Annotated in this window: 21 protein-coding genes; 13 read left to right on the top strand and 8 right to left on the bottom strand. The window is 70.9% G+C overall.

Features of this window, described 5'->3' with window-relative positions:
- Nucleotides 1-106: 106 nt before the first annotated feature.
- Together OO68_RS14210 and aztA are read right to left on the bottom strand one after the other, a co-directional pair.
- Nucleotides 107-2,413, bottom strand: coding sequence for a beta-L-arabinofuranosidase domain-containing protein (locus OO68_RS14210; RefSeq protein WP_033308687.1), 2,307 nt, complete (start codon nucleotides 2,411-2,413; stop codon nucleotides 107-109).
- 361 nt (nucleotides 2,414-2,774) lie between these two features.
- Entirely contained in the window at nucleotides 2,775-3,515 is a 741-nt protein-coding gene (gene aztA / locus OO68_RS14205) for a zinc ABC transporter ATP-binding protein AztA (protein WP_033308686.1), read from the bottom strand.
- A 14-nt stretch (nucleotides 3,516-3,529) separates the two neighbouring features.
- Between aztA and aztB the strand changes: the two genes are divergently transcribed.
- The 5 genes from aztB to OO68_RS14180 all read left to right on the top strand — a co-directional run bounded on the left by aztB (nucleotide 3,530) and on the right by OO68_RS14180 (nucleotide 8,490).
- Nucleotides 3,530-4,387, top strand: coding sequence for a zinc ABC transporter permease AztB (aztB, locus tag OO68_RS14200; protein ID WP_033308685.1), 858 nt, complete (start codon nucleotides 3,530-3,532; stop codon nucleotides 4,385-4,387).
- A gap of 21 nt (nucleotides 4,388-4,408) precedes the next feature.
- On the top strand, nucleotides 4,409-5,641 hold the full coding sequence (locus tag OO68_RS14195; protein ID WP_033308684.1) for a hypothetical protein: 1,233 nt from the start codon (nucleotides 4,409-4,411) through the stop codon (nucleotides 5,639-5,641).
- Nucleotides 5,638-6,597 (top strand): zinc ABC transporter substrate-binding protein AztC, encoded by a 960-nt coding sequence (gene aztC, locus OO68_RS14190; RefSeq protein WP_033308683.1) that lies wholly within the window; start codon nucleotides 5,638-5,640, stop codon nucleotides 6,595-6,597. The genes OO68_RS14195 and aztC overlap by 4 nt, the downstream gene beginning before the upstream one ends.
- Nucleotides 6,598-6,687: 90 nt before the next feature.
- Nucleotides 6,688-7,887, top strand: a complete 1,200-nt coding sequence (gene aztD / locus OO68_RS14185) for a zinc metallochaperone AztD (protein WP_033308682.1) — start codon at nucleotides 6,688-6,690, stop codon at nucleotides 7,885-7,887.
- A gap of 162 nt (nucleotides 7,888-8,049) precedes the next feature.
- Entirely contained in the window at nucleotides 8,050-8,490 is a 441-nt protein-coding gene (locus OO68_RS14180; RefSeq protein WP_033308681.1) for a GNAT family N-acetyltransferase, read from the top strand.
- Nucleotides 8,491-8,572: 82 nt separating this feature from the next.
- Here OO68_RS14180 and OO68_RS14175 read toward each other — a convergent pair whose 3' ends face one another.
- A complete protein-coding gene (locus tag OO68_RS14175; protein WP_033308680.1) occupies nucleotides 8,573-9,073 on the bottom strand; it encodes a PaaI family thioesterase in 501 nt (166 codons plus the stop codon).
- A gap of 93 nt (nucleotides 9,074-9,166) precedes the next feature.
- Between OO68_RS14175 and OO68_RS14170 the strand changes: the two genes are divergently transcribed.
- Nucleotides 9,167-9,634 (top strand): winged helix-turn-helix transcriptional regulator, encoded by a 468-nt coding sequence (locus OO68_RS14170; RefSeq protein ID WP_033308679.1) that lies wholly within the window; start codon nucleotides 9,167-9,169, stop codon nucleotides 9,632-9,634.
- Nucleotides 9,635-9,679: 45 nt separating this feature from the next.
- Here OO68_RS14170 and OO68_RS14165 read toward each other — a convergent pair whose 3' ends face one another.
- Nucleotides 9,680-10,375: a GAF and ANTAR domain-containing protein gene (locus tag OO68_RS14165; protein ID WP_033308678.1), complete on the bottom strand. Its 696-nt coding sequence runs from the start codon at nucleotides 10,373-10,375 to the stop codon at nucleotides 9,680-9,682.
- Nucleotides 10,376-10,565: 190 nt separating this feature from the next.
- On the opposite strand from OO68_RS14165, the gene OO68_RS14160 reads away from it, so the two are divergent.
- The gene (locus tag OO68_RS14160) at nucleotides 10,566-11,408 is read left to right on the top strand and encodes an endonuclease/exonuclease/phosphatase family protein (protein WP_033308677.1); all 843 of its coding nucleotides are present in this window, start codon (nucleotides 10,566-10,568) and stop codon (nucleotides 11,406-11,408) included.
- A 143-nt stretch (nucleotides 11,409-11,551) separates the two neighbouring features.
- Nucleotides 11,552-13,270, top strand: a complete 1,719-nt coding sequence (locus OO68_RS14155) for a SpoIIE family protein phosphatase (protein ID WP_033308676.1) — start codon at nucleotides 11,552-11,554, stop codon at nucleotides 13,268-13,270.
- Between the two features lie 31 nt (nucleotides 13,271-13,301).
- Here the strand turns inward: OO68_RS14155 and OO68_RS14150 are convergent, their stop codons facing one another.
- Nucleotides 13,302-13,778 (bottom strand): SRPBCC family protein, encoded by a 477-nt coding sequence (locus tag OO68_RS14150; protein ID WP_106974336.1) that lies wholly within the window; start codon nucleotides 13,776-13,778, stop codon nucleotides 13,302-13,304.
- 164 nt (nucleotides 13,779-13,942) lie between these two features.
- On the opposite strand from OO68_RS14150, the gene OO68_RS14145 reads away from it, so the two are divergent.
- The 4 genes from OO68_RS14145 (at nucleotide 13,943) to OO68_RS42245 (ending at nucleotide 16,856) form a co-directional block, all read left to right on the top strand.
- A complete protein-coding gene (locus OO68_RS14145; RefSeq protein ID WP_033308675.1) occupies nucleotides 13,943-14,473 on the top strand; it encodes a GNAT family N-acetyltransferase in 531 nt (176 codons plus the stop codon).
- Between the two features lie 58 nt (nucleotides 14,474-14,531).
- Entirely contained in the window at nucleotides 14,532-14,999 is a 468-nt protein-coding gene (locus OO68_RS45415; RefSeq protein ID WP_157852708.1) for a hypothetical protein, read from the top strand.
- Nucleotides 14,999-15,532: a P-loop NTPase family protein gene (locus OO68_RS14135; protein ID WP_033308673.1), complete on the top strand. Its 534-nt coding sequence runs from the start codon at nucleotides 14,999-15,001 to the stop codon at nucleotides 15,530-15,532. The genes OO68_RS45415 and OO68_RS14135 overlap by 1 nt, the downstream gene beginning before the upstream one ends.
- Nucleotides 15,533-15,674: 142 nt before the next feature.
- On the top strand, nucleotides 15,675-16,856 hold the full coding sequence (locus OO68_RS42245) for a Rieske 2Fe-2S domain-containing protein (RefSeq protein WP_051814618.1): 1,182 nt from the start codon (nucleotides 15,675-15,677) through the stop codon (nucleotides 16,854-16,856).
- Nucleotides 16,857-16,884: 28 nt separating this feature from the next.
- Here the strand turns inward: OO68_RS42245 and OO68_RS14125 are convergent, their stop codons facing one another.
- The 3 genes from OO68_RS14125 to proP form a co-directional block, all read right to left on the bottom strand.
- A complete protein-coding gene (locus OO68_RS14125) occupies nucleotides 16,885-17,193 on the bottom strand; it encodes a hypothetical protein (RefSeq protein ID WP_033308672.1) in 309 nt (102 codons plus the stop codon).
- Between the two features lie 5 nt (nucleotides 17,194-17,198).
- The gene (locus OO68_RS14120) at nucleotides 17,199-17,612 is read right to left on the bottom strand and encodes an SRPBCC family protein (RefSeq protein ID WP_033308671.1); all 414 of its coding nucleotides are present in this window, start codon (nucleotides 17,610-17,612) and stop codon (nucleotides 17,199-17,201) included.
- 126 nt (nucleotides 17,613-17,738) lie between these two features.
- Nucleotides 17,739-19,235 (bottom strand): glycine betaine/L-proline transporter ProP, encoded by a 1,497-nt coding sequence (gene proP / locus OO68_RS14115; protein WP_033308670.1) that lies wholly within the window; start codon nucleotides 19,233-19,235, stop codon nucleotides 17,739-17,741.
- 231 nt (nucleotides 19,236-19,466) lie between these two features.
- On the opposite strand from proP, the gene OO68_RS14110 reads away from it, so the two are divergent.
- On the top strand, nucleotides 19,467-20,981 hold the full coding sequence (locus tag OO68_RS14110; protein ID WP_245236970.1) for an MFS transporter: 1,515 nt from the start codon (nucleotides 19,467-19,469) through the stop codon (nucleotides 20,979-20,981).
- The last annotated feature ends 9 nt before the right edge of the window (nucleotides 20,982-20,990 follow it).

Below are 20,990 nucleotides of genomic sequence, written 5' to 3'. Positions count from 1 at the left end.
GGTCTCGTTCCTTGAGTGAGCGGATACCGTTCGCTATGCCGAACACAGGTCGAGTCGCCGAGCAGACGGAAGGGGGAAGAGCGGCCATCTGCCTCCGGGGCGGGTCTCAGTTCCTCACGATGCGCCACCGGTTGTCGGAGGTGCCGTCGTCCGGACCCTGGACCGCGAACGCGCCGACAGCGGTGGAGTTGTCCGCGATGGCGAGCAATTTGCCGCTGTGCTCGTTGCGGATCTTGTAGGTCCCGTCTCCCTGGTCGAGCAATGTCCATCGGTGGTCTGCGGTGCCGTTGTCCGACCACTGCAGGACGGTCGCGTCGTCGTCCGTGGACATGGTCAAGACGCCGAGCACCTTGCCGCTGTGGGTGTTGCGGAAACGGAACCCGCCCCCGTCGGTGATCAGATGCCAGTCGTGGTCGGCGGTGCCCGAGTCGTGCCACTGGAGAGCCCGGCCGCCGTCGGCCGTGGACATGTTCTGGATGCCCAGCACGAGACCGCTGCCCACATTGGCGAGACGGACGGTGCCGCCGGCGTTCCAGTAGACGGCGTAGTTGTGACCGTGCGCGTCGTGGAACGGGCCCAGGCTGACGGTGGAGCCGTTGGCGGTGGCGGTGAAGGCGAGTGACGTGTTGCTGGTCCGTCTGATCGAGGACGGGTTCAGCGACGGCAGGGAGCTGAGCGTGGAGTCGCCGTAGTTGCCGGACAGGACCACCGGTCCGTAGGTGATCGCGGCGACGTCCGCGTTGTCGTTGGCCGCTCGCATGATGACCCGCATGGGCAGGCGGACGGTGACCGTGTCGCCGGAGGTCCAGGAGCGGGTCAGGGTGGCGTAGCTGCCGGGCGTGGTGACGATGTCCTGCCGCGTGCCGTTGACGCTGACGGTGGCCCCGGCGGTCCAGCCCGGGATGCGCAAACGCATCGCCCAGGTTCCGCCGACGTTGCCGGTGACCTGCAGGGTCGTGGTGTCGCCGACGGGGTATGCCGTGGTCTGGGTGACCGTGATCCCGCGCTCCGACCAGTTGAGTACTGAGGGCACGAACAGGTTGACGATCAGGGTGTCGTCACTGCGGTAGTAGATGGAGTCCATCAGCCTGGTGTGCATCTCCAGGCCCGTGCCCTGGCAGCACCAGAACGTGCCGTAGTCGGTGCTCCAGGTGCCGCCGCCCCACGCAGGACCCACACCGCGCCGGCCTCCCGGGTTGAGCGGGGTGAAGTAGGTGACGTGGCCGTGGTCGCTCGCCGGGTTCTGCTGGCCGATCATGTGGTTCAGCCAGGCCCGCTCGTAGTAGTCGAACAGCGTGGCCCGGTTCGGGTCCAGCGCGAACAACTCCCGCGTGAGAAGGAGCATGTTGAAGGTGTTGCAGCTTTCGCAGGTGTCCTTGTTCAGGTAGCCGGCGATGGCGTTCGGGGCGCGGAAGTGCTCCGCCTGGCTGTTGCCGCCGATGGCATAGGTGTGCGCGTTGACGGTGAGGTTCCAGGCGTTGGTGGCGATGTCCCGGTAGCGGGTCGTACCGGTGGCCTTGTACTCCCGGGCGGCCCCGATCCACTTGGGTACCTGGGTGTTGGCGTGCAGTCCGCTGAGCCGGTCCTGGTTGGCCGCCAGCGGATCGAACACCGCGGCGTGGTCGAACCGACGGGCGACGGCGAGCCACCGCGCGTCGCCCGTCTGCTGATAGAGATCGGTCAGTACGGCGTTCATGCCGCCCAACTCCGTCTGCAGCATGGCCTGCATCTGCTGGCCGCTCAGCCGGCCGGTGCGCCAGTCCACCCATCCCGCCAGAGCGAGCAGCACGTCCCGGGCCTGCGTGCTGCCGATGTGGCGCCACACGTCCAGCAGGCCGGCGAGGGTCTTGTGGATGGTGTAGTACGGCACGTTCCCATTGCTCAAAGTCCGCTGCTCGAGAGCGGTGAAGTCGGACTCGGGGTAGCCGGAGAGGTACCCGGCGCTGAAGCCGGCGGCGCTGTTGTTGGCCTGGCATGTGGCCAGCTCGGCAACCATGCGGGCTGCCTTGTCCCGGCAGACGGTGTCCCCGGTCACGGCGTACAGCTGTGCCCAGGCCGTGAGGAAGTGCCCTTGGACGTGGGTGCGGAAGGGGAAGTCCGGCGCGTCCCAACCGCCGTTCGCGGCCGCGCCGTTGGTGGACAGCCGGTGGTTGGTCCGGAAGTTGTACAGCAGCCGGTCGACATCGATGAACCGCAGGTAGTTCCGCGTGCGGTTCTGGTTGTCCAGCCAGCGGCTCGCGGTGAGCCGGACCTGTTCGAGTGCGAAGGGGTGCGCGGAGACCCCGATGTCGGCCCTTGCGGGAGGCACGGCCGCGTGGGCGGGGGACGCGCGGACTACGGATCCGGTGACAGGGGCGGCGGCGGTGGCCCCCACTGCTTGCAGGAGGCGCCGTCTGCTGACGGAGGAAGACATCTTGAACCTCTCGGTGGGGGCAGAGTGACTGCTGGTTCGTAGGTGCGTTCGCTCGCGTGTTCCGGCGGTCTGACGGGGCGACAGGGGGCCGTGCCGCGCGGGGGTCCGCGACGGCATGGCAGGGGGTTGGACGGATCAGGCCCAGGGGCTGACCACAGTGAAGGGTGACGCTTGAGCAAGGTTGTTCGAGGAGCCGAACTGCGTACGGTACTTCGAGCAGAAGATAGGTTTGGGCCGTGGTTCCGTCAATGCTTCCGACGGGGTCCGTTTCCATTGCGGCTCGGGTCACCCGGACGGCGCGGTGGCCGGCCTACCGGATGACGACGTCCTTGCCGCTCGCCAGGGGCTGTGACGGGCCGTTTCACGCCGACTGCCACATTCGGGCGAGGGTCGTGGCGGTGAGAAGCTCCTCGGGGTTGCCCTGTCCCACCAGGTGACCGTCGCGGAGCAGGAGGCAGGTGTCCGCCGAGCGTGCGGCTTCCAGGTCGTGTGTGGCCTGGACGACGGTCACCCCGTCGGTGACCAGTTCGGTCAGGAGCGCCGCGATCCGCTCCCTGGCCTCCGGATCGAGCCCGGTGGTGGGTTCGTCCAGGAGCAGCAGATCCGACTCCTGGGTGAGCCCTTGGGCGATCAGGGCGCGTTGTCTCTGTCCGCCGGACAGCTCCCCGAGCTGGCGGGACGCGAGGTCCATGATGCCCAGTCGTTCCATGGCCGTGTCCACGATGGCGCGATCCTGCCGGGTCAGCCGGCGCCATGGCCCGCGCTCACCCCAGCGCCCCATCTCCACCGTCTGCCTGACGGTCAAGGGCAGCGCGTCACCGACGGCGCCGCGCTGCGGGACGAACGCCGGTGGCCGGTCGCCGGCGTGGTGGAGCTTGCCTGATGTGGGCTGGATCACTCCGGCGAGCACGCCGAGCAGGGTGGACTTCCCGCTTCCGTTCGGGCCGACCAATGCGGTGAGGGTCAACGCCGGTATCTCGGCGTCGAGTTCATGGAGAACGGGACGGCCCGGGTATCCGGCGGACACTTCGGTGAAGCGGACGCGGGGCGTCGTGTCCTTGGCCGGAGCGGGGGAGGGGGGAGTTCTGAACATGATTGTCATTGTAATGTGTTCCCATGGAGTGGTTGACGGACCCCTTTCAGGTGACCTTCGTCCAAAGGGCCTTGTGGGGCGGGATGCTGGTGTCGGTGATCTGTGCCCTGGCCGGCACCTGGGTGGTGCTCAGGGGAATGGCCTTCCTCGGTGACGCCATGTCCCACGGGCTGCTGCCCGGAGTCGCGCTCGCCGCGCTGCTGGGCGGCAACCTGCTGGTCGGGGCGCTGCTGAGCGCTCTCGTCATGACCGCCGGCGTCACCGCCCTCGGCCGCACCCCGAAACTGTCCCAGGACACCGGTATCGGCCTGCTGTTCGTGGGGATGTTGTCGCTCGGCGTCATCATCGTGTCGCGGTCGCAGTCCTTCGCGGTCGACCTGACCGGGTTCCTCTTCGGCGACGTCCTCGCCGTCCGTGAACAGGACTTGGTGCTGCTGGGCGTGGCGCTGCTCCTGGCGCTGGCCGTCTCGGTCCTCGGCCACCGGGCCTTCCTCGCCCTGGCCTTCGACCCGCGCAAGGCCAGCACGCTCGGCCTGCGGCCTCGCCTGGCGCACGCCGCGCTGCTCGGCCTGCTGGCGCTGGCCATCGTCGCGTCGTTCCACATCGTGGGGACGCTGCTGGTGCTGGGCCTGCTCATCGCGCCGCCCGCGGCAGCGCTGCCCTGGGCGCGCAGTGTGCGGGGCGTCATGACCCTCGCGGCGCTGCTCGGCGCCACCGCCACCTTCGGCGGGCTGCTGCTGTCCTGGCACCTGAGCACCGCGGCCGGCGCGACCGTCTCGGCCCTCGCGGTGACCCTGTTCTTCCTCTCCCACTTGGCATCCGCCCTCCGCCACCACCGCCGTGCACGCCCCGTCGGCGCTCCCGCCGCGGCGACAGACTGAAAGAAGCCTGAGGCGATCCCCTTGTTCGTCGGAAGAAACGTCACTGCCCGGTCGTCGGCCGCGTTGGTCGCCGTCGCGCTGCTCACCACGAGCTGCGCCGACCAGGACGGCGAGGCGTCCACCCCGAAAGCCGCTGCCTCGCCCTCCGCCCCGCACGGATACGTCGAAGGGGCCCAGGAGCGGGCCGAGCAGCAGTCCCGGCTGGTGCTCAACGACCCGGAGACAGGGGGCTCCCGCGTCCTGGACCTGATCAACGGAGAGGCGCACGAGGTGTCCCGGACGACCGGCACCACGCGCCTCACCACGGACGGCCGGTTCGCCTACTTCCACACCGCGGGCGGCACGCGTGTCCTGGACAGCGGTGCCTGGATGGTGGACCACGGCGATCACGTGCACTACTACCGCGCGACGGTGCGTGGCGTGGGCCGGCTGCCCGCAGGCGCGGAAGCGCGGATCCGCAGCGACGCCGGCGTGACCGTGGTGACCGACGGGGACGGCCGGGCCGCCGTCTACCGCCGGGCCGAACTCGAGAAGGGCAGGATCGGCTCCCCCCGCACCCTTCCCGGAACACACGCGGAAGCCGTCGTGCCGTACGGGGAACACCTGCTCGGCCTCACGGAGGACGGGAAGCTCGCGGTGTACGACCGTGCGGGCAAGCGCGTCGCGTCTCCTGACGCGCGCTGCGAGGAGCCGCGGGGCGACGCCGTCACCCGGCGCGGAGCCGTCCTCGGGTGCGCCGACGGCGCTCTGCTCGTCCGGGAGAACGACGGCACGTTCACGGCCGAGAAGATCCCGTACGACGGTGACGTACCCGAAAAGGAACGGGCAACGGCCTTCCGCCACCGGCCCGGCAGCGACACGCTCACAGCGCCGGCCGGCGACCGGGCCGTCTGGGTGCTGGACGTCACCGAACGCACTTGGAAGCGTGTGAAGACCAGCGGTCCCGTGATCTCCGTCAACACCGCCGGCGAAGGCTCGGTGCTGATCGTCCTGGAGGCCGACGGATCGCTGCACGGCTACGACATCGCCACCGGCAAGCAGGTCACCAGGACGAAGCCACTCATCACGGGCGCCCCGGACGTCGGCGCCGACGGCGGTGCGGCACCGGTCGTCGAGGTCGACCGCAGCCGCGCTTACCTCAACGACCCCAAGGGCAAACGCGTGCACGAGATCGACTACAACGACAACCTGCGCGTCGCGCGCACCTTCGACCTGGACATCGCGCCGTCCCTGATGGTGGAGACCGGGCGATGATGCGCAGGATGCCAGGGGCGCTGCGGACCCGCACGTTCCTGCTGGCCCTGCTCACCCTCTTCACCGCCGGCGCGGCGACCGCCTGCGTGAACGACCACGACCGCCCCCGGGTCGTGGTGACGACCAACATCCTGGGCGACATCACGCAGGAGATCGTCGGTGACGAAGCCGACGTCACCGTGCTGATGAAACCGAACGCCGACCCGCACTCCTTCGGACTGTCGGCCGTGCAGGCCGCCGAGCTGGAGCGCGCGGACCTGGTGGTCTTCAACGGGCTGGGCCTGGAGGAGAACGTCCTGCGGCACGTGGACGCCGCCCGCGAGTCCGGAGTGGCCACCTTCGAGGTGGGCAAGGCGGTCGGCCCGCTCACCTTCCAGGCACACGACGACGGCGGCCCGGAGGAGGAGGCCGGGCAGCCCGACCCTCACTTCTGGACCGACCCCGACCGCGTACGCAAAGCCGCCGGTCTGATCGCCGACCAGGTCACCGAACACGTGGACGGCGTGGACGAGAAGACGATCCACGCCAACGCCGACCGCTACGACACCCAGCTCGCCGACCTCACCACCTGGATGGAGAAGTCCTTCGCCCGCATACCGGAGAAACGGCGGGCGTTGGTGACCAACCACCACGTCTTCGGCTACCTCGCCGAACGCTTCGACTTCCGGGTGGTCGGAGCGGTGATCCCGAGCGGCACGACGCTGGCCTCTCCCAGCTCCTCCGACCTGCGCTCGCTCACCCAGGCCATGCGCGAGGCCGGCGTGCGCACCGTCTTCGCCGACTCCTCTCAGCCCAAGCGGCTGGCCGAGGTCCTGCGCACGGAGCTGGGCGACGGTGTGCGCGTCGTAGAGCTCTACTCCGAGTCGCTGACCGAGCCAGGCAAGGGCGCCGGCACCTACTTGCAGATGATGCGCGCCAACACCACCGCCATGACCGATGGCCTGAGCGGCGCCTGACCCCGGCCTTCCCACGTGAACACCGGCCGAGCGGCCACCAGCACCCCACTCCACGCCGCACCCCCGCGGCCCCAGAAAGGAACCACACCGGTGAACAAGCCGATACGCAACAGAGCCTTCACGGGCACCGCCCTCGCCCTGGCGGCCTCCGCGGTCCTGACCGCCTGCGGAGGAGAAGACGCCGCCTCGCCCGACACACAGGCCAAGAACGCTCCGGGAACCAAGGCCGTAGCGGTCAAGGACCCGCTGGTCGCCACGTTCGACGGCGGCCTGTACGTCCTGGACGGCGAGAGCCTGAAGCTGGCCAAGACGATCGAGCTGCCCGGCTTCAACCGCCTCAACCCCGCGGGCGACGACTCCCACGTCATCGTCTCCACCGACGCCGGGTTCCGCATCCTGAACGCCGCCGAGCAGACCTTCCCCGGCATCGAGTACAAGGGCGCCAAGCCCGGGCACGTCGTCCTGCACGCCGGCAAGACGGTGCTGTTCACCGACGGCACCGGCGAGGTCAACGTCTTCGACCCCGCCGACCTCAAGGCCGGCAAGAAGCCGCAAGGCCGCACCTACACCTCCGCCGAGCCGCACCACGGCGTCGCCATCGAACTGAGCAACGGCGAACTCCTCAGCACCCTCGGCACCGAGGAGAAGCGCACCGGCGCCCTCGTCCTGGACAAGAACAACAAGGAGATCAAGCGCAACGAGGACTGCCCCGGCGTCCACGGCGAGGCCGCGGCCAAGGGCGAGGCCGTCGGTGTCGGCTGCGAGGACGGCCTCCTGATCTACAAGGACGGCACGTTCACCAAGGTCGACGCCCCCGACGCCTACGGCCGCATCGGCAACCAGCGCGGCAGCGACGCCTCGCCGATCCTCCTCGGCGACTACAAGACCGACCCGGAGGCCGAACTGGAGCGGCCGACCCGCATCTCACTCATCAACACCGAGACCGCGAAGCTGCGCCTGGTCGACCTGGGCACCAGCTACTCGTTCCGCTCGCTCGGGCGCGGACCGCACGGCGAGGCACTCGTCCTCGGCACCAACGGCACTCTTCACGTCATCGACCCGGAGACGGGCAAGGTGGAGAAGAAGATCCCCGTCGTGGACAAGTGGCAGGAGCCGCTGGACTGGCAGCAGGCCAGGCCGACCCTCTTCGTCCGCGACCACACCGCATACGTCTCCGAGCCGGGCAAGCGCAAGCTGCACGCCGTCGACATCGAGTCGGGGAAGAAGGCCACGTCCGTGACCCTGCCGCAGAGCACGAACGAGCTGTCCGGCGTGGTTGCCGGTCATTGATCCGTAGACCTCGGCGAGGGGCGGGCCGGGGGAGTGGCCTGGTCCGCCCTGCTGGCCGAACTGCACGCGGGCAGCGAGGAGTTCCGGGGAGCGGTGCAGGAATCCTGCCCGAGCAGCCGACCCGCTGCGCGGCGGCACGCCCCGGTGCGAAATACTCTCCCGATGAGTTCACGCACTTCCCCGATCGGCCGGCCGATCACGATACGGAGGGCCGTCGCGCGGGATGCCAAACGGCTCACGCGGCTCGTGCGTGGCTCAGGCGCCTACGCGGGTGAGTACGCCGCCGCAGTCGCGGGCTACCGGGTCGGGCCTGATTACATCGAGGCCCACCGCGTCTTCGTGGCCGTCGGCGCTGACGATCATGGAGGCCGGGTCCTCGGGTTCTACTCGCTCGTCCTCGCTCCACCGGAGCTCGACCTGCTGCTCGTCGCGCACATGCAGTCCGAGGCCCGTGCCGCCGGGCTCGACCGTGTCAAGGTCGTGTCGCATCGTCCCGCCGAGGGCTTCTACCACCGCGCAGGTGCAGTGCGGATCGGGACCGCGCTCGCGAACCCGCCCGCCGTGCCGTGGGACCGTCCCGAATTCGAGTTCCGCGTGTCGTAGCAATGACGCGGTTCGCCGGTTCCAGGGCACCCGACTTCGGTTGCACGGTGGCCGGCATGCAACGTCGCGGCCGGCCGTCGGCTCAGGCTTTCGGGGGAGGCACCGGGAAGAGCAGGCAGCTACTCGTGGCATGGGCAAGCAGCCGGTCGGTTGCGTCGACCAACTGCGCCTGGGCGAGGGCGGTTTGACGACCCTTGCTGACGACCGTGCCGATGGCGCGAACCGTACCCGTGTCCACGGTGATCCGCCGCAGGAACTTCACCGTCAGATCGAGCGAGGTGTACGCCATGCCCTGCGGCAGCACGGACTGGACGGCGCAGCCCGCCGCCGAGTCGAGCAGGGTGGCGAAAATGCCGCCGTGCACGCTGCCGATCGGGTTGTAGTGCTCCTCCCCGGGCGTCAGCGAGAAGACCGCACGGCCGGGCTCCACTTCGTCGAGGACCAGATCGACCGTGTGGCCGATGGGCGGCCCCGGCAGTCGCCCCGCCTGCATCTCGCGCAGGAAGTCGATGCCTGCCATGCGCCCGGCGGCCTCCGCCAGGATCGCGGGATCTTCCCATTGATACGTACGCGCTCGTCCCACGACCCAGTGCCTTCCCGTCTGGCTTTTACAAGTGAAGCTAGCTGCGGGCCGGTCTGGCTGTCAATGACGAAGTCAGGCACCTACGATGGTGAAATGGAGTGGCTTGAGGCGAGCACGGAGAACTGCCCCGTCCAGCGCACGCTCGACGTGGTCGGCGAGAAATGGACCTTGCTGATCCTGCGCGACGCCGTCAACGGAGTCCGCCGGTTCGACGACTTCCACCGCCACATCGGCCTGTCCGAGGCCGTCCTGAGCGACCGCCTGAGGAAGCTGATCTCGGCGGGCATCCTGAAGACGGTCCCTTACCGGGAGCCGGGCAGTCGCTCCCGCAACGAGTACCGGCTGACCCCCAAAGGCTGGGACCTGTGGCCCGTCCTCATGGCGCTGAGCCAGTGGGGCCAACTGCACGCGCTCGGCCCCGAGGGCCCCGTCCTGGACGTCCGCCACACCGGCTGCGACGCCCCGGTCCGCGTCGTCGTCGAGTGCTGCGCGGACCACTCCGCCCTCACTCCCCGGGACGTCACCGCCCGACTGGGACCCGGCGCCCACGCTCCGTCGTGACGCTCACCCGCCCCGGAAGACGTCAGAGCCCCCGGCCGCTGCCGATCAAGCAGGACCGTCGGTGCGCTTCTCCCGGATCCGCTGGGCGACGTCGCGCAGCTTGATGTTGTGGTGCTGGGAGATGTTGCGCAGCACGCTGAAGGCGTCCTCTTCGCTCATCCCGTGGCGTTCCATCAGCATCCCCATGGCCTCGCCGATCGCGTGCCGGGTCTCCAGCGCGTGCTCGAGCTGGTCGATCGTGCGCGCGTCCGCGAGGGCGACGGCGGCGTGCGAGGCCAGCAGCCAGCCGGCGGTCGCGACGTCCTCGGTGAAGGTCCCCGGGCGGGTGGCGTACAGGTTCAGCGCGCCGAAGTCCTCCTCGTGGGTGTAGAGCAGGACCCCGGTCATGCTGCCGATGCCCAGTCCGCGCGCGGCCTCGGCGTACCGCGGCCAGTCCGGCTGGGGCCGGGTCATGTCCGCGACCAGGAACACGCGCTCCTCGTCCGCTCGGCGGGCGAGATCGAAACACGGCCCTTCGCCCAGTTCGCCCTGCAGGCGGTCGGACTCCTCGACCATGTCCCCGTAGGAGGACAGCGTCACGGCGCGGCCCTTGCGCACCGCGAGGATCCCGGCCGCGTCACAGCCGTCCACCAGCTTCACGGCCGACGCCGCGATCTCGTCCAGCGTCTGCTGCACCGAATCCTGCTTCAGCAGGGTCCGCGCGAGCAGGGCCATTTCCTCGGCGAACTTCTGCCACTCCATCGCCACCACCCGGATCGATCGTCAGTCCGGCCACCCTACGCACAGCCTGATCCATGGGGGGCGAAGGCGCCAGGACCGATGAGCCGGAATGCGAAAGGGGAGTACACGTGTGTTTCCGGCGCCCCGGTCCCATAACCTCGTGCTGGGAGACGTCGGATGCCAGGTGTTACGCACCGGTGAGGAGGCGAGGGTGCTCGGTCGGGGTACGAGTGCGCGGTTGCTCGCGGGCGCCGTGCTGGCGCTCTGCATGGTGCTCGTCGGTCCCAGCGCTCCGAACGGCGGCCTCTTCGCCGGGCCGCGGCACGCCGCAGCCGCCGGGGACGTCGTGTCGAACCGGGTCATGACGTGGAACATCTGCAACCCCTGCACGGTGAGCGACGTCGACCGGGCCGCGGACATCGCCGCGTACGCGCCGCAGGTCATCGGCCTGCAGGAGGCGTGCGTGCGTGACGTGGAGAGGATCCGGGAGCATCTGGAGAACCTCCACGGGCTGGTCTACCACGTGGAGTACGGGTCCGTGCTGCGCAAGTGGGGCCGCTGCGGGGGAGCGCCGTGGAGCCCGGGGGCCTTCGGCCAGGCCATCCTCTCGGCCGCACCGATGACGGACCCCGTCAACGTCGAGTATCCCGACGGCGGGTCCGAGGACCGCGGGTACATGGCCGTCACCACCCTCGTGGCCGGACAGCCCGTCCGGGTCCTCAACACGCATCTCGCGCAGCGGCGCCAGGAGGCGGTCCGGGCCGAGCAGACGCGCGTCCTCGCCGCGGAGGTCGCCCGGCACGAGCGCGCGATCGTCCTCGGTGACTTCAACGCCGTGCCGGACGCCCCGGAGCTCTCCCGGATGTGGGCGCTGGCCACGGACGCGGACCCGCAGTGCCGCCCGTCGCCCACCGGGACCTGCCGGCCGACCACCGACTGGCAGAGCAAGTTCGACTACGTGTTCCTGCGCGGCTTCGCCCCGCTCAGGCACCGCGTGCTGCCGACGCCGTCCTCGGACCACCACCTGCTGCACACCGACGTGACCCCGGCTTGAAGCTTCCGGTGATCACTGGCCGGGCGGGGTACGCGGTGTCGCCCCGTGACGTGGAATCCTCGGTCGTATGGGCATACGGGGAGGGCAGGTAACGAGGGCATGCCGGCGACAGGTACGTCGGCCCGATCAGCAGGGAGGCCGCGATGACGGGGCCGGAGCACACGGAGACCGTTCACGGGCTGTCCGCGCCGACAGCGACCGTCGTGCTGACCGGGACCCTGGAAGCCATCGGCGCGGGCGCCTACGTCGTGGACGAGCAGGGCTGCATCATCGCGGTGAACACCCGCGCAGAGCAGCTTCTGGGCCGGTCGGCCGACGACCTGCTCGGGCATGACGCGCACGATCTGCTGCACCGCGGCCCGGACGGGCACCCCCTGCCGAGAACCCAGTGCACCATGCGGCAGGCCTTCCACGCCGGGCGCACGGCCCAGTCCGACGAGGACTGGTTCGCCTGCGGCGACGGCACCCTGCTGCACATCTCCTGGCTGATCACGCCGTACGACGTCGGGGGCCGGCACGCCGGCACGCTCGTCGTCTTCCACACACCCCACCACCCGCAGGCCGCGGACCCACCGCAGGAACCGGCGGCCCAGCCCCTGTCGGAACTGCACCGGCTGGCGCTGCTGGCCGAGACCACCGCGCAGCTGACGTCCACGCTCGACGTCGACGAGGCGCTGCGCCGGCTGGTGGCCCTGGTCCTGCCCCGCCTCGCGGACTGGGCGGTCGTCGATCTGATCACCGAGCGCGACGAGGTGTGGCGCACCGTCGTCGTCCACTCCGACGGTGACACGCTCGCGCACCACGAGGATCTGCAAGGGCCGATGCCGCCGATCCCGGAGGAGTCCCCGATGCCCCTGTCCAGGGCCCTGCGCGGGGTCGCCTCCAACCTCGCCGGCCCGCAGACCTACCAGGGGCCGCCGGACTCCGGCATCGCGGTCGAGCAGCGCCGCCTCTTCGACGCCACGGGCATGCACTCAGCGGCCATCGCGCCCATCCGCAGCACCCGCGCGGTCCTCGGAGCGCTGACCCTGGGCCGCGACGAGAACCAGGCGCCCTTCACGCCCGCCGACCTCCCCCTCATCGAGGACATCGCACGCCGGGCCGGCCTCGCCCTGGACAACGCCCGCCTCTACCAGCGCCAGCGCAAGGTCGCCGAGACCATGCAGAACCACCTGCTGCCGCAGATGCCGGGCGTCCCGGGCCTGCAGATGACCGTCCGCTACCTGCCCGCACCGGACGCCTCACAGGTCGGCGGCGACTGGTACGACGCCTTCCCCCTGTCGGACGCCTCCACCGCCCTCGCCATCGGGGACGTCGTCGGCCACGACCTGGAGGCGGCCGCCGGCATGGCGCAGGTCCGCAACATGCTCCGCGCCTACGCCTGGTCCCAGCACGAGCCCCCCAGCCGCATCGTCGAACGGCTGGACGAGGCGATCCAGCACATCACCGACGTCACCATGGCCACGACGATCTTCGCCCGGGTCGAACCGGCCGAGGACGGCCACTGGCAGCTGTCCTGGACCAACGCCGGACACCCGCCGCCGCTGCTGATCAGCCACGACGGCCTGGCCCGCTACCTCACCGAGGGCCACGGCATCCTCCTGGGCACCCAGACCGGCACCCGCCGCCCGGACGCCACCGCGCAGCTGCCGCCCGGCTCCACCCTGGTGCTGTACACGGACGGCCTCGTCGAAGCGCCCCGCCGCACCCTCGACGAGGGACTCGAGCGACTGCGTCAGCACGCCGCCGCCCTCGCCCACCGCCCCCTCGCCTCGTTCACCGACCAGCTCCTGCGCCGCGTCCGCCCCTCCGGCAACGACGACGACGTCGCCCTCCTTGCCGTGCGCGTGCCCGGGCGCTGAACCCGGAACGGGCTTGTCCAGGGCCCGGGCCTCATCCGTCCGGGGTACTCGGCGCCGCGCTGCCCACGCGGTCGCGGTGCTCGCGCACCGCGATCCGCGCCAGCTTCGTCAGCATCATGCCGTTGCGGATGGACACGACGTAGTCCACCGGGAGGCCGTGCATCCGTATGCCGGGGCCCCGCAGCGGATGCCAGACGAGGACGAAGAGGGTGTTCTCGCCCCAGGGGATCAGGTTCATGGCGATGCGGGCCGCGCCGAAGGGGTCCGCCTTGGCTTCCAGTTCCAGACGCCGCCGCGGCTCGCAGATGCGGACGACGCAGGTGTCGTCGAGGACCAGCGGACCGAGGCCGACGCGGACTTGCAGACGCGTGCCCACCTCCGGCCAGTGCGGGTCGGCGGCGGTGACCTGCTGGGTGCCGGAGACCCATTCCCCGTAGCGGTGGCCGTCGGACAGCAGGTCCCAGACCTCGGACGGCGAGCTCAGGATCAACCGGCGGTTCCGGGCCACACCGACCACACTCCTCTTTACCGTCGAGCCGGCGCCCGTGAACGAGACCGCCGGGCGCGGAACATCTCCTCGACCCTAGGCGGGCCGCGCGGCTCCGGCACCCGGAGCCGGCTCACCGCGGAATTCGCTGGTGACGGGCGGCGGGACGCGCTCATACTGACGCGGTGGATCCAGTGACTCTCGAGACCCGGCGTCTGGTGCTGCGGCCCTTCGGGCCGGGCGACGCGGACGCGGTGTACGACGCCTGCCAGGACGAGGACATCCAGTTCTACACCCCGGTCCCCGTGCCCTTCACACGGCAGGACGCCGAGAAGCGGGTCTGCGAGGAGTGGCCCCAGGGCTGGGCCCGCGACGACGACTACGTCCTCGGAGCGTTCCGCAAGGACACCTCGGCCCTCGTCGGCTCGTACTGCCTCACGAGGGTGAGCCGGGGCGTCTACGAACTCGGCTACTGGGCCGCCAAGGAGCAGCGGGGCCAGGGCTATACGGTCGAGGCCGCGCGGGCGCTCTGCGACTGGGGGTGGGCCACGCTCGACGTCCACCGCATCGAGTGGTGGGCCATGACCGGGAACACCGGCTCGCGTGCCGTGGCCGAGCGGCTGGGGTTCACCGTCGAGGGGACGCTGCGCAACCGCGGCATCGCCAACGACGGCGAGCCCCACGACTGGTGGGTCGGCGGACGGGTGAGGCCCTGACGTGAAGCGTGCGCGAAGAGGGGGCGCGGCGGGGCGCGGGGTGCGGGTGGGCCTGCTCATGGCGTGTGTTCCGGGCATCCCGTGGGCCGCTCTCGCCCTGGGGGTGGCCCTGGTGGAGTTCCTCCGGGGAGGGGACACCGAACTCGCCGCTCGCGACGTGCGCTACGGCGTGCTGCTCACCGGGGGAAGCCTGCTGGCCGGTGCCCTGATGGGCCTGATCCTCGCGGGGGGACTGGCCCTCGCGTCGCGCGTCGTCACCCGGCCGTGGGCCATCACCCTCACGGGAGCGCTGCTCGGCGCGCTGGTCTTCCCCGCCGAGTTCCTCGTCGTCGCGATCGGCACGGACGGGGCCGTCGCCCAGCTCGGCACGACCTTCCTCGCATGGCCGTTCATGACGGCGGTGGCGGCCGCGCACAGCACGGACATCGTGGGCCGCACCCGCAGACGCGCCTGGCTGTGGGCGCCGGGGCGGGGACAGACGCAGGGGCCGACGCCGGCACCGTCTCGCACAGGACGGCCCGCGTGATGGTGGGGACCGAACAGACCCGGCTGGTCGTGCTGAGAGGCAACAGCGGGGCCGGGAAGTCGTCCGTCGCGGCCGGGATCCGTGAGAGGTTCGGGCGGGGAGTGGCGCTGGTCGGACAGGACAATCTGCGCCGGATCGTCCTGCGGGAAAGGGACCGGCCCGGTGCGGCGAACATCGGTCTGATCGATCTGACGGCCCGCTACGCCCTGGTCGCCGAATACCACGTGGTGGTCGAAGGGATCCTGTACGCCGACCACTACGGCGAGATGCTCACCCGGCTGCGGGCCGACCACCGCGGGCCGACCCACGCGTACTACCTGCACGTGCCGTTCGAGCAGACCCTTCTCCGCCATGCCACGAAGCCGATCGCGCACGAGGTCGGCGAGGCGCAACTGCGCGACTGGTACCGCGAACTGGACCTGCTGCCCGGCGGCGTCGAGACCGTCGTCGGCGCCGAGAGCACCCTGCGGGAGACCGTGGGCCGCATCATGCACGACACCGGCCTGGCAGGTCTCCCCGCGCTCGACCTCTAGTCACCCGTCCGTACGCGCCGGGCAGGGCGGTACCGGCGCGCCGCGGTGAGGATGGACGGTGCCGGGCGCCCGCGCCGGCAGCTCGGTGCTGCCGCCTGATGCGACGCGCGGCTGTCGCTGCCCGTCCGCGCGAGGGAGAGGTATGACCGAGACCGACGAGGCCGGGGCCTTCTCCGCCGGGACCGCATGGCCCTCGGAGCACCGCGATCCGAGGACCGGCATGGTCGACCTCCGGCGCGTCGGGGCGAACCCCGACCACTGGTACCCGGTCGCCCTGTCGAAGAACGTGCGCAGCAAGCGGGCGTTCGCGACGGCGTTCGCCGGCGAGCGCATCGCGCTGTACCGCGGGGAGAGCGGCACCGTGTACGCGCTGGAGGACCGGTGCGCACACCGTCAGGTGCCGCTCAGCATGGGCGTCGTGGAGGGCGAGGCGCTGCGCTGCTGCTACCACGCGTGGGCCTATCGCGGTGACGGCCGCATCTCGCAGATCCCGTACCTCTCCAAAGGCGACGGCAGGCCGCCGCGCGGCGTGCGCGGCTACCCCGTCCGCGAGGCGTACGGATTGGTGTTCGCGTTCCCCGGCGACCCGGACAAGGCGGCCGTCACCCCGCTGCCCGATCTGCCGGCCTTCGGCTCACCGCGGTACAAAACGATGACCTACTCCCGGACCGTGCGCTGCCACTACTCGTTCATGCACGAGAACCTCCTCGACATGAACCACCAGTTCCTGCACCGGGGCGTGGTGGGCAGACTCCGTCCCGAGCTGCTCGACACCCGGACCGACGAGCGGTCGGTGGAGGCCAGGTACCTGTTCAGCCACGCCGGGGGCAAACGGAACCGCGGGGCCAGTCTGCTGGCCGCCGAGGGCATCGGCGGCGGCGACTCCCGCGACGTCATGACGATCCGCACCGAGTACCCGTACCAGACGCTCGATCTGGTCCCGGAGAACGCCGAGCGGCCGGCCTTCCGGCTCTGGGCCGCCTATGTGCCCGAGGACGCCGAGCAGCGCAGATGCCACACCTTCGGCCTGCTCATGATCGAGAAGCCGCGGGTTCCCGGCGCTCTGCACCTGGCGTGGCCGCTCATCAGGCGCTTCACCGAGCGGGTGTTCGCCGAGGACCGGATGGCCGTCGAGGCCGAGCAGCGGGCCTGGGACGAGCAGGGCGAGGACCGCAACCGCGAGGTGTTCTCCCTGATCCTGGACGTCCGGGAGGTGCTGCGCACCAACGGTGTCCCGATCCGCCCCAGGGCGGCCGCGTGCGGCGCCGCCTCGATGTGCGACGGCCATGACCGCGGGCCGGTTCCGGGCGCCGGCCCCCTCTGAGACCCCGCGTCCGCCGATGCGGGCGCGCTCACGGCCGGGGGTTGGTGCGGTGCCACCGTGGGCGGGCGTCGGTGCCGCGGCGGCCCGCCACCGAGGCACAGCGCGGGCACTGGCGCCGCACCCGGTCCGCGGCGCCGCCGGATGCGGGGAAGGCGTCCGGCCAGCCGACGTGCGGGAAGCGGACCAGCCGGGAACGGCTGAGGGACAGGCCGCAGACGGTCTCGTTGCGGCCCGGTTCCCAGGCGTGCACCTCACCGGAGGGCAGCCGGCGCCGCCCCGCCTCCTCGTCGGTCCACTGCCCGGACGCCGCGACGGCGTACTGCTTGTCACGCGCCACGGTGCTCAGCCGGCCGGGTGGTCGACGTGCAGCCGCACCTGCTCCTCCAGCCGCCGCAGGCTGCTGTCCAGGGCGTCGGTGACGGCCCGCTCGCCCGGGTCGTGGCCGTCGTGGAAGAACGACAGGTGCACGGTCACCTCACTGGCTCCGCCGTCGAGCCCGGCGACCTGGAGCCAGCCCGCGTACGCGCCCTGGTCACGGGTGCCCCATTCGAGCCGCATCTGCTCGGGCCGGGCCCGGAACAGGGCGGAGGTGTCCTCGTCGGTGCGGTCCTCGTGCACCGTGACGGCCGGCAACCGCCCGGCCTCCACGTGCAGGGCCTGTGGCAGCCAGCTGTCCAGCCGGCCGACGTTCGCGGCCTCGTCGAAGACGTGCTCCGGCTGTGCGGGCATCGTGCGGGAACGTTCGTACTCGTTCATCGCCTCACCGGCCTCGTCTCGGGGGTCATGGCGCCCACCGCGTTCCCGGTCTGCCCGCACCCAATCGCGAAAGGCCCCGTCCGCAGCGGTCGCGGACGGGGCCATGCCCTCGGCTCAGAACCTGGATCAGAACCTGGGCTGCGGGGACTGCGCCCGGACCAATTCGCGCGCCTCCGCCTCCGTCTCCACGGACGGTGGGGAACCGGCCAGCGGCTGGTTGGCGGTCTCGCGCATGCACAGCACGGCGATGACGCCGATGACCGCGGCGCCGGTGGCGTAGTACGCCGGCATGAGGGTCGAGTCGAAGGTACTGATCAGAGCGGTGATCACCAGTGGCGTCGTGCCGCCGAAGACCGAGGTGGCCAGGTTGTAGGCCACCGAGAGCGAGCCGTAGCGCACCTGCGTGGGGAAGATCGCCGGGAGCGCCGCCGACATCGTGCCGAGCATCGGCAGCAGGGAGAGCCCCATCAGCAGCAGGCCCAGCGTGATGAGGACGATGTCGCCCTGCCTGATGAGCCAGAACGACGGCAGGGAGAGGAACAGGAATCCGAGCATCCCCGTCATCAGCAGCGGCTTGCGCCCGAAGCGGTCCGAGAGCCGCCCGACCTGGTTGATGAGGAGCATCTGCAGCACCATCACCACGACCAGGATCAGCAGGCCGTGGTTGGTGCCGTAGCCCAGCTCGTCGGACAGGTACGTCGGCATGTAGGACAGCAGCATGTAGTCGGTGATGTTGTACGCCGCGACCAGCGCGAGGCACAGCAGCAGCGGCCGCCAGTACCGGGTGAAGATCTTGCCGAGGTCGGCGGCGGCCGATGTCTCCACGGCGTCGGCGGCCTCGCTCGCCTTCACCTGGCCGCCCTCCAGCTTCTGGAAAGCGGGCGTCTCGTCCAGCTTGAGCCGCAGGTAGAGCCCGATCAACCCGAGCGGGGCCGCGACCAGGAACGGCACGCGCCAGCCCCACGACAGCATCTGTTCGTCGCTGAGGAGGGTCTGCAGGAGGACGACGAGACCGGAGGCCCCGACGTAGCCGGCCAGCGTGCCGAGCTCCAGGAAGCTGCCGAAGAAGCCGCGCCGCTTGTCGGGCGCGTACTCGGCGATGAACGTCGACGCGCCCCCGTACTCCCCGCCTGTCGAGAAGCCCTGCACCAGCCGGAAGAAGATCAGCAGGGCCGGGGCCCACAGGCCGATCGCGGCGTGCGGGGGGACCAGGCCGATGGCGAAGGTCCCCACCGCCATCATGATCATGGTGAGGGAGAGGATGCGCTTGCGCCCGACCTTGTCCCCGAGCGGCCCGAAGACCATGCCGCCGAGCGGGCGCACCAGGAAGGCCACGGCGAACGTCGCGAAGGACCCGAGCAGCTGGGCGGTGTCGTTGCCGGAGGGGAAGAAGACCCTCCCGATGGTCGACGCCAGATAGCTGTAGATGCCGAAGTCGTACCACTCCATGGCGTTGCCGAGGGCGGCTGCCTTGGTGGCGCGCTTGACCGCCGCATCGTCGGTCACCGTGATGTCGCTGCGGCGCAGCTTCGGGTGACGGCGTTTCTCGATCGCCCGGAACAGCACCCGGTGTCGTCTCACAGCCGCGGGGTCCACCGACTCGTCGTTGTCGGTCGCAGCCATCACGTGGTTCCTTTCGCCGGTCGCAACTCCAAGCACAACGCCTGCACGAATCTCGCGCGCTCAAACGACCCCCTTCGCGCGGCGTCCGGCCGGCCACGGAACGTGATGCGCGGGTGCTCAGTGGGAGAGGTGGGTCACCGCACCGTCCGGGAGGATCTCCGGGACGGGTGTGCCCGTGCTCCGGCGGGGGAACCCGATGCGCCGGGTGCGTGCCTGGTGAGAGGAGCCCAAGTGACAGCGTCGGCGGAGGGCGGCCGGAACCAGGGCGCGCGGCAGGACGGCTACGAGCCGGACCCCAAGCGGTGGCGGGCCCTGTGGGTGACGCTGGTGGCCGGCTTCATGAGCCTGCTGGACGTGTCGATCGTGGCGGTCGCCCTGCCCACCATCCAGCAGGAGCTGCACGCCTCAGCGGCCGAGGTGCAGTGGGTGGTGTCCGGCTACGCCCTCTCCTTCGGCCTGGCCCTCGTCACCGCAGGGCGCCTCGGCGACGCCCTGGACCGGCGCCGCATCTTCCTCGTCGCCCTCAGCGGTTTCGTGCTGTTCAGCGCGGCCTGCGGAGCGGCCCCGAACATCACGCTGCTGGTGGTGGCCCGGCTCGCCCAGGGCCTGGCGGCCGGCTTCATGGCCCCGCAGAACTCCGCGCTCATCCAGCAGATGTTCCGGGGCGCCGAGCGGGGCCGCGCCTTCGGCTTCTTCGGCGCCACTGTCGGGATCTCCTCCGGCGTCGGCCCCCTCGCCGGCGGCCTCATCCTCGCGCTGGCCGACGGCGCCCAGGGCTGGCGGTGGATCTTCTACGTCAACGTGCCCATCGGCATCCTCGCGGTCCTCCTCGGACGCCGCCTGCTGCCCCGCACCCGGCGCTCCGGCCGGGAACACGTCGACCTGCCCGGCGTCGTGCTCCTCGGCCTCGGTGTCCTCGCGCTCATGTACCCGCTGGTGCAGGCGGAGACCGGCGGCCTCACCCGGCTGTGGTGGATGTTCCCGGCCGCGGCGGGGCTCCTCTTCGCTTTCACCCGCTGGCAGCGCCGCCTGCTGGACCGCGGCACCCAGCCGCTGCTCGACCCGCGCCTGTTCACCACCGTGCGCGGCTACGCCGTCGGCGCGGGCGTCGGCACGCTCTACTTCATCGGCTTCGCCGGCGTCTGGCTGGTCTTCGCTCTCTTCTACCAGCACGGCCTCGGCTTCTCCCCGCTCGAATCCGGCCTCGCCGTGACGCCCTTCGCCCTCGGCTCGGCCTTCGCGGCCGCCGTCTCCGGGCGGCTGGTGGACAGGCTCGGCCGGCTGCTCACCGTGGGCGGGCTCACCGGCGTGATCCTCGGCCTCGGCGGCGCCGCGCTGCTGCTGCGTTTCGCGCCCCTCGACATCGCGCCCTGGATCGCCGCCCCGGTCCTGTTCCTCGGCGGCGTCGGCGGCGGGTGCGTGATCTCCCCCAACATCACCATGACACTGCGCGACGTCCCCGTGCACATGGCGGGAGCGGCGGGCGGCGCCCTTCAGACCGGCCAGCGGCTCGGCGCCGCGGTGGGCACCGCCGCCCTGCCCGGTCTCTACTACCTGGTGCTCGGCAGCAGGAGCGACGACTACCGCGGCGCCCTCTTCCTCGCTCTGGTCGCCGGGCTCGTCGGCATGGCCGCGTCGCTGGCCCTGGCGGCGTACGACTGGCGGCGCGACCGGCGGAGCGGGGAGCAGCACCGCGCCTGTCCGGACGACGTCGCCCACAGCCCCGTGCACGCCCGGCAGACCTGAGCGTCCCCG

This window comes from Streptomyces iakyrus (genome assembly GCF_000717055.1).
Taxonomy (GTDB): Bacteria; Actinomycetota; Actinomycetes; order Streptomycetales; family Streptomycetaceae; genus Streptomyces; species Streptomyces iakyrus.
This window is presented reverse-complemented; position numbering and strand designations above follow the sequence as displayed.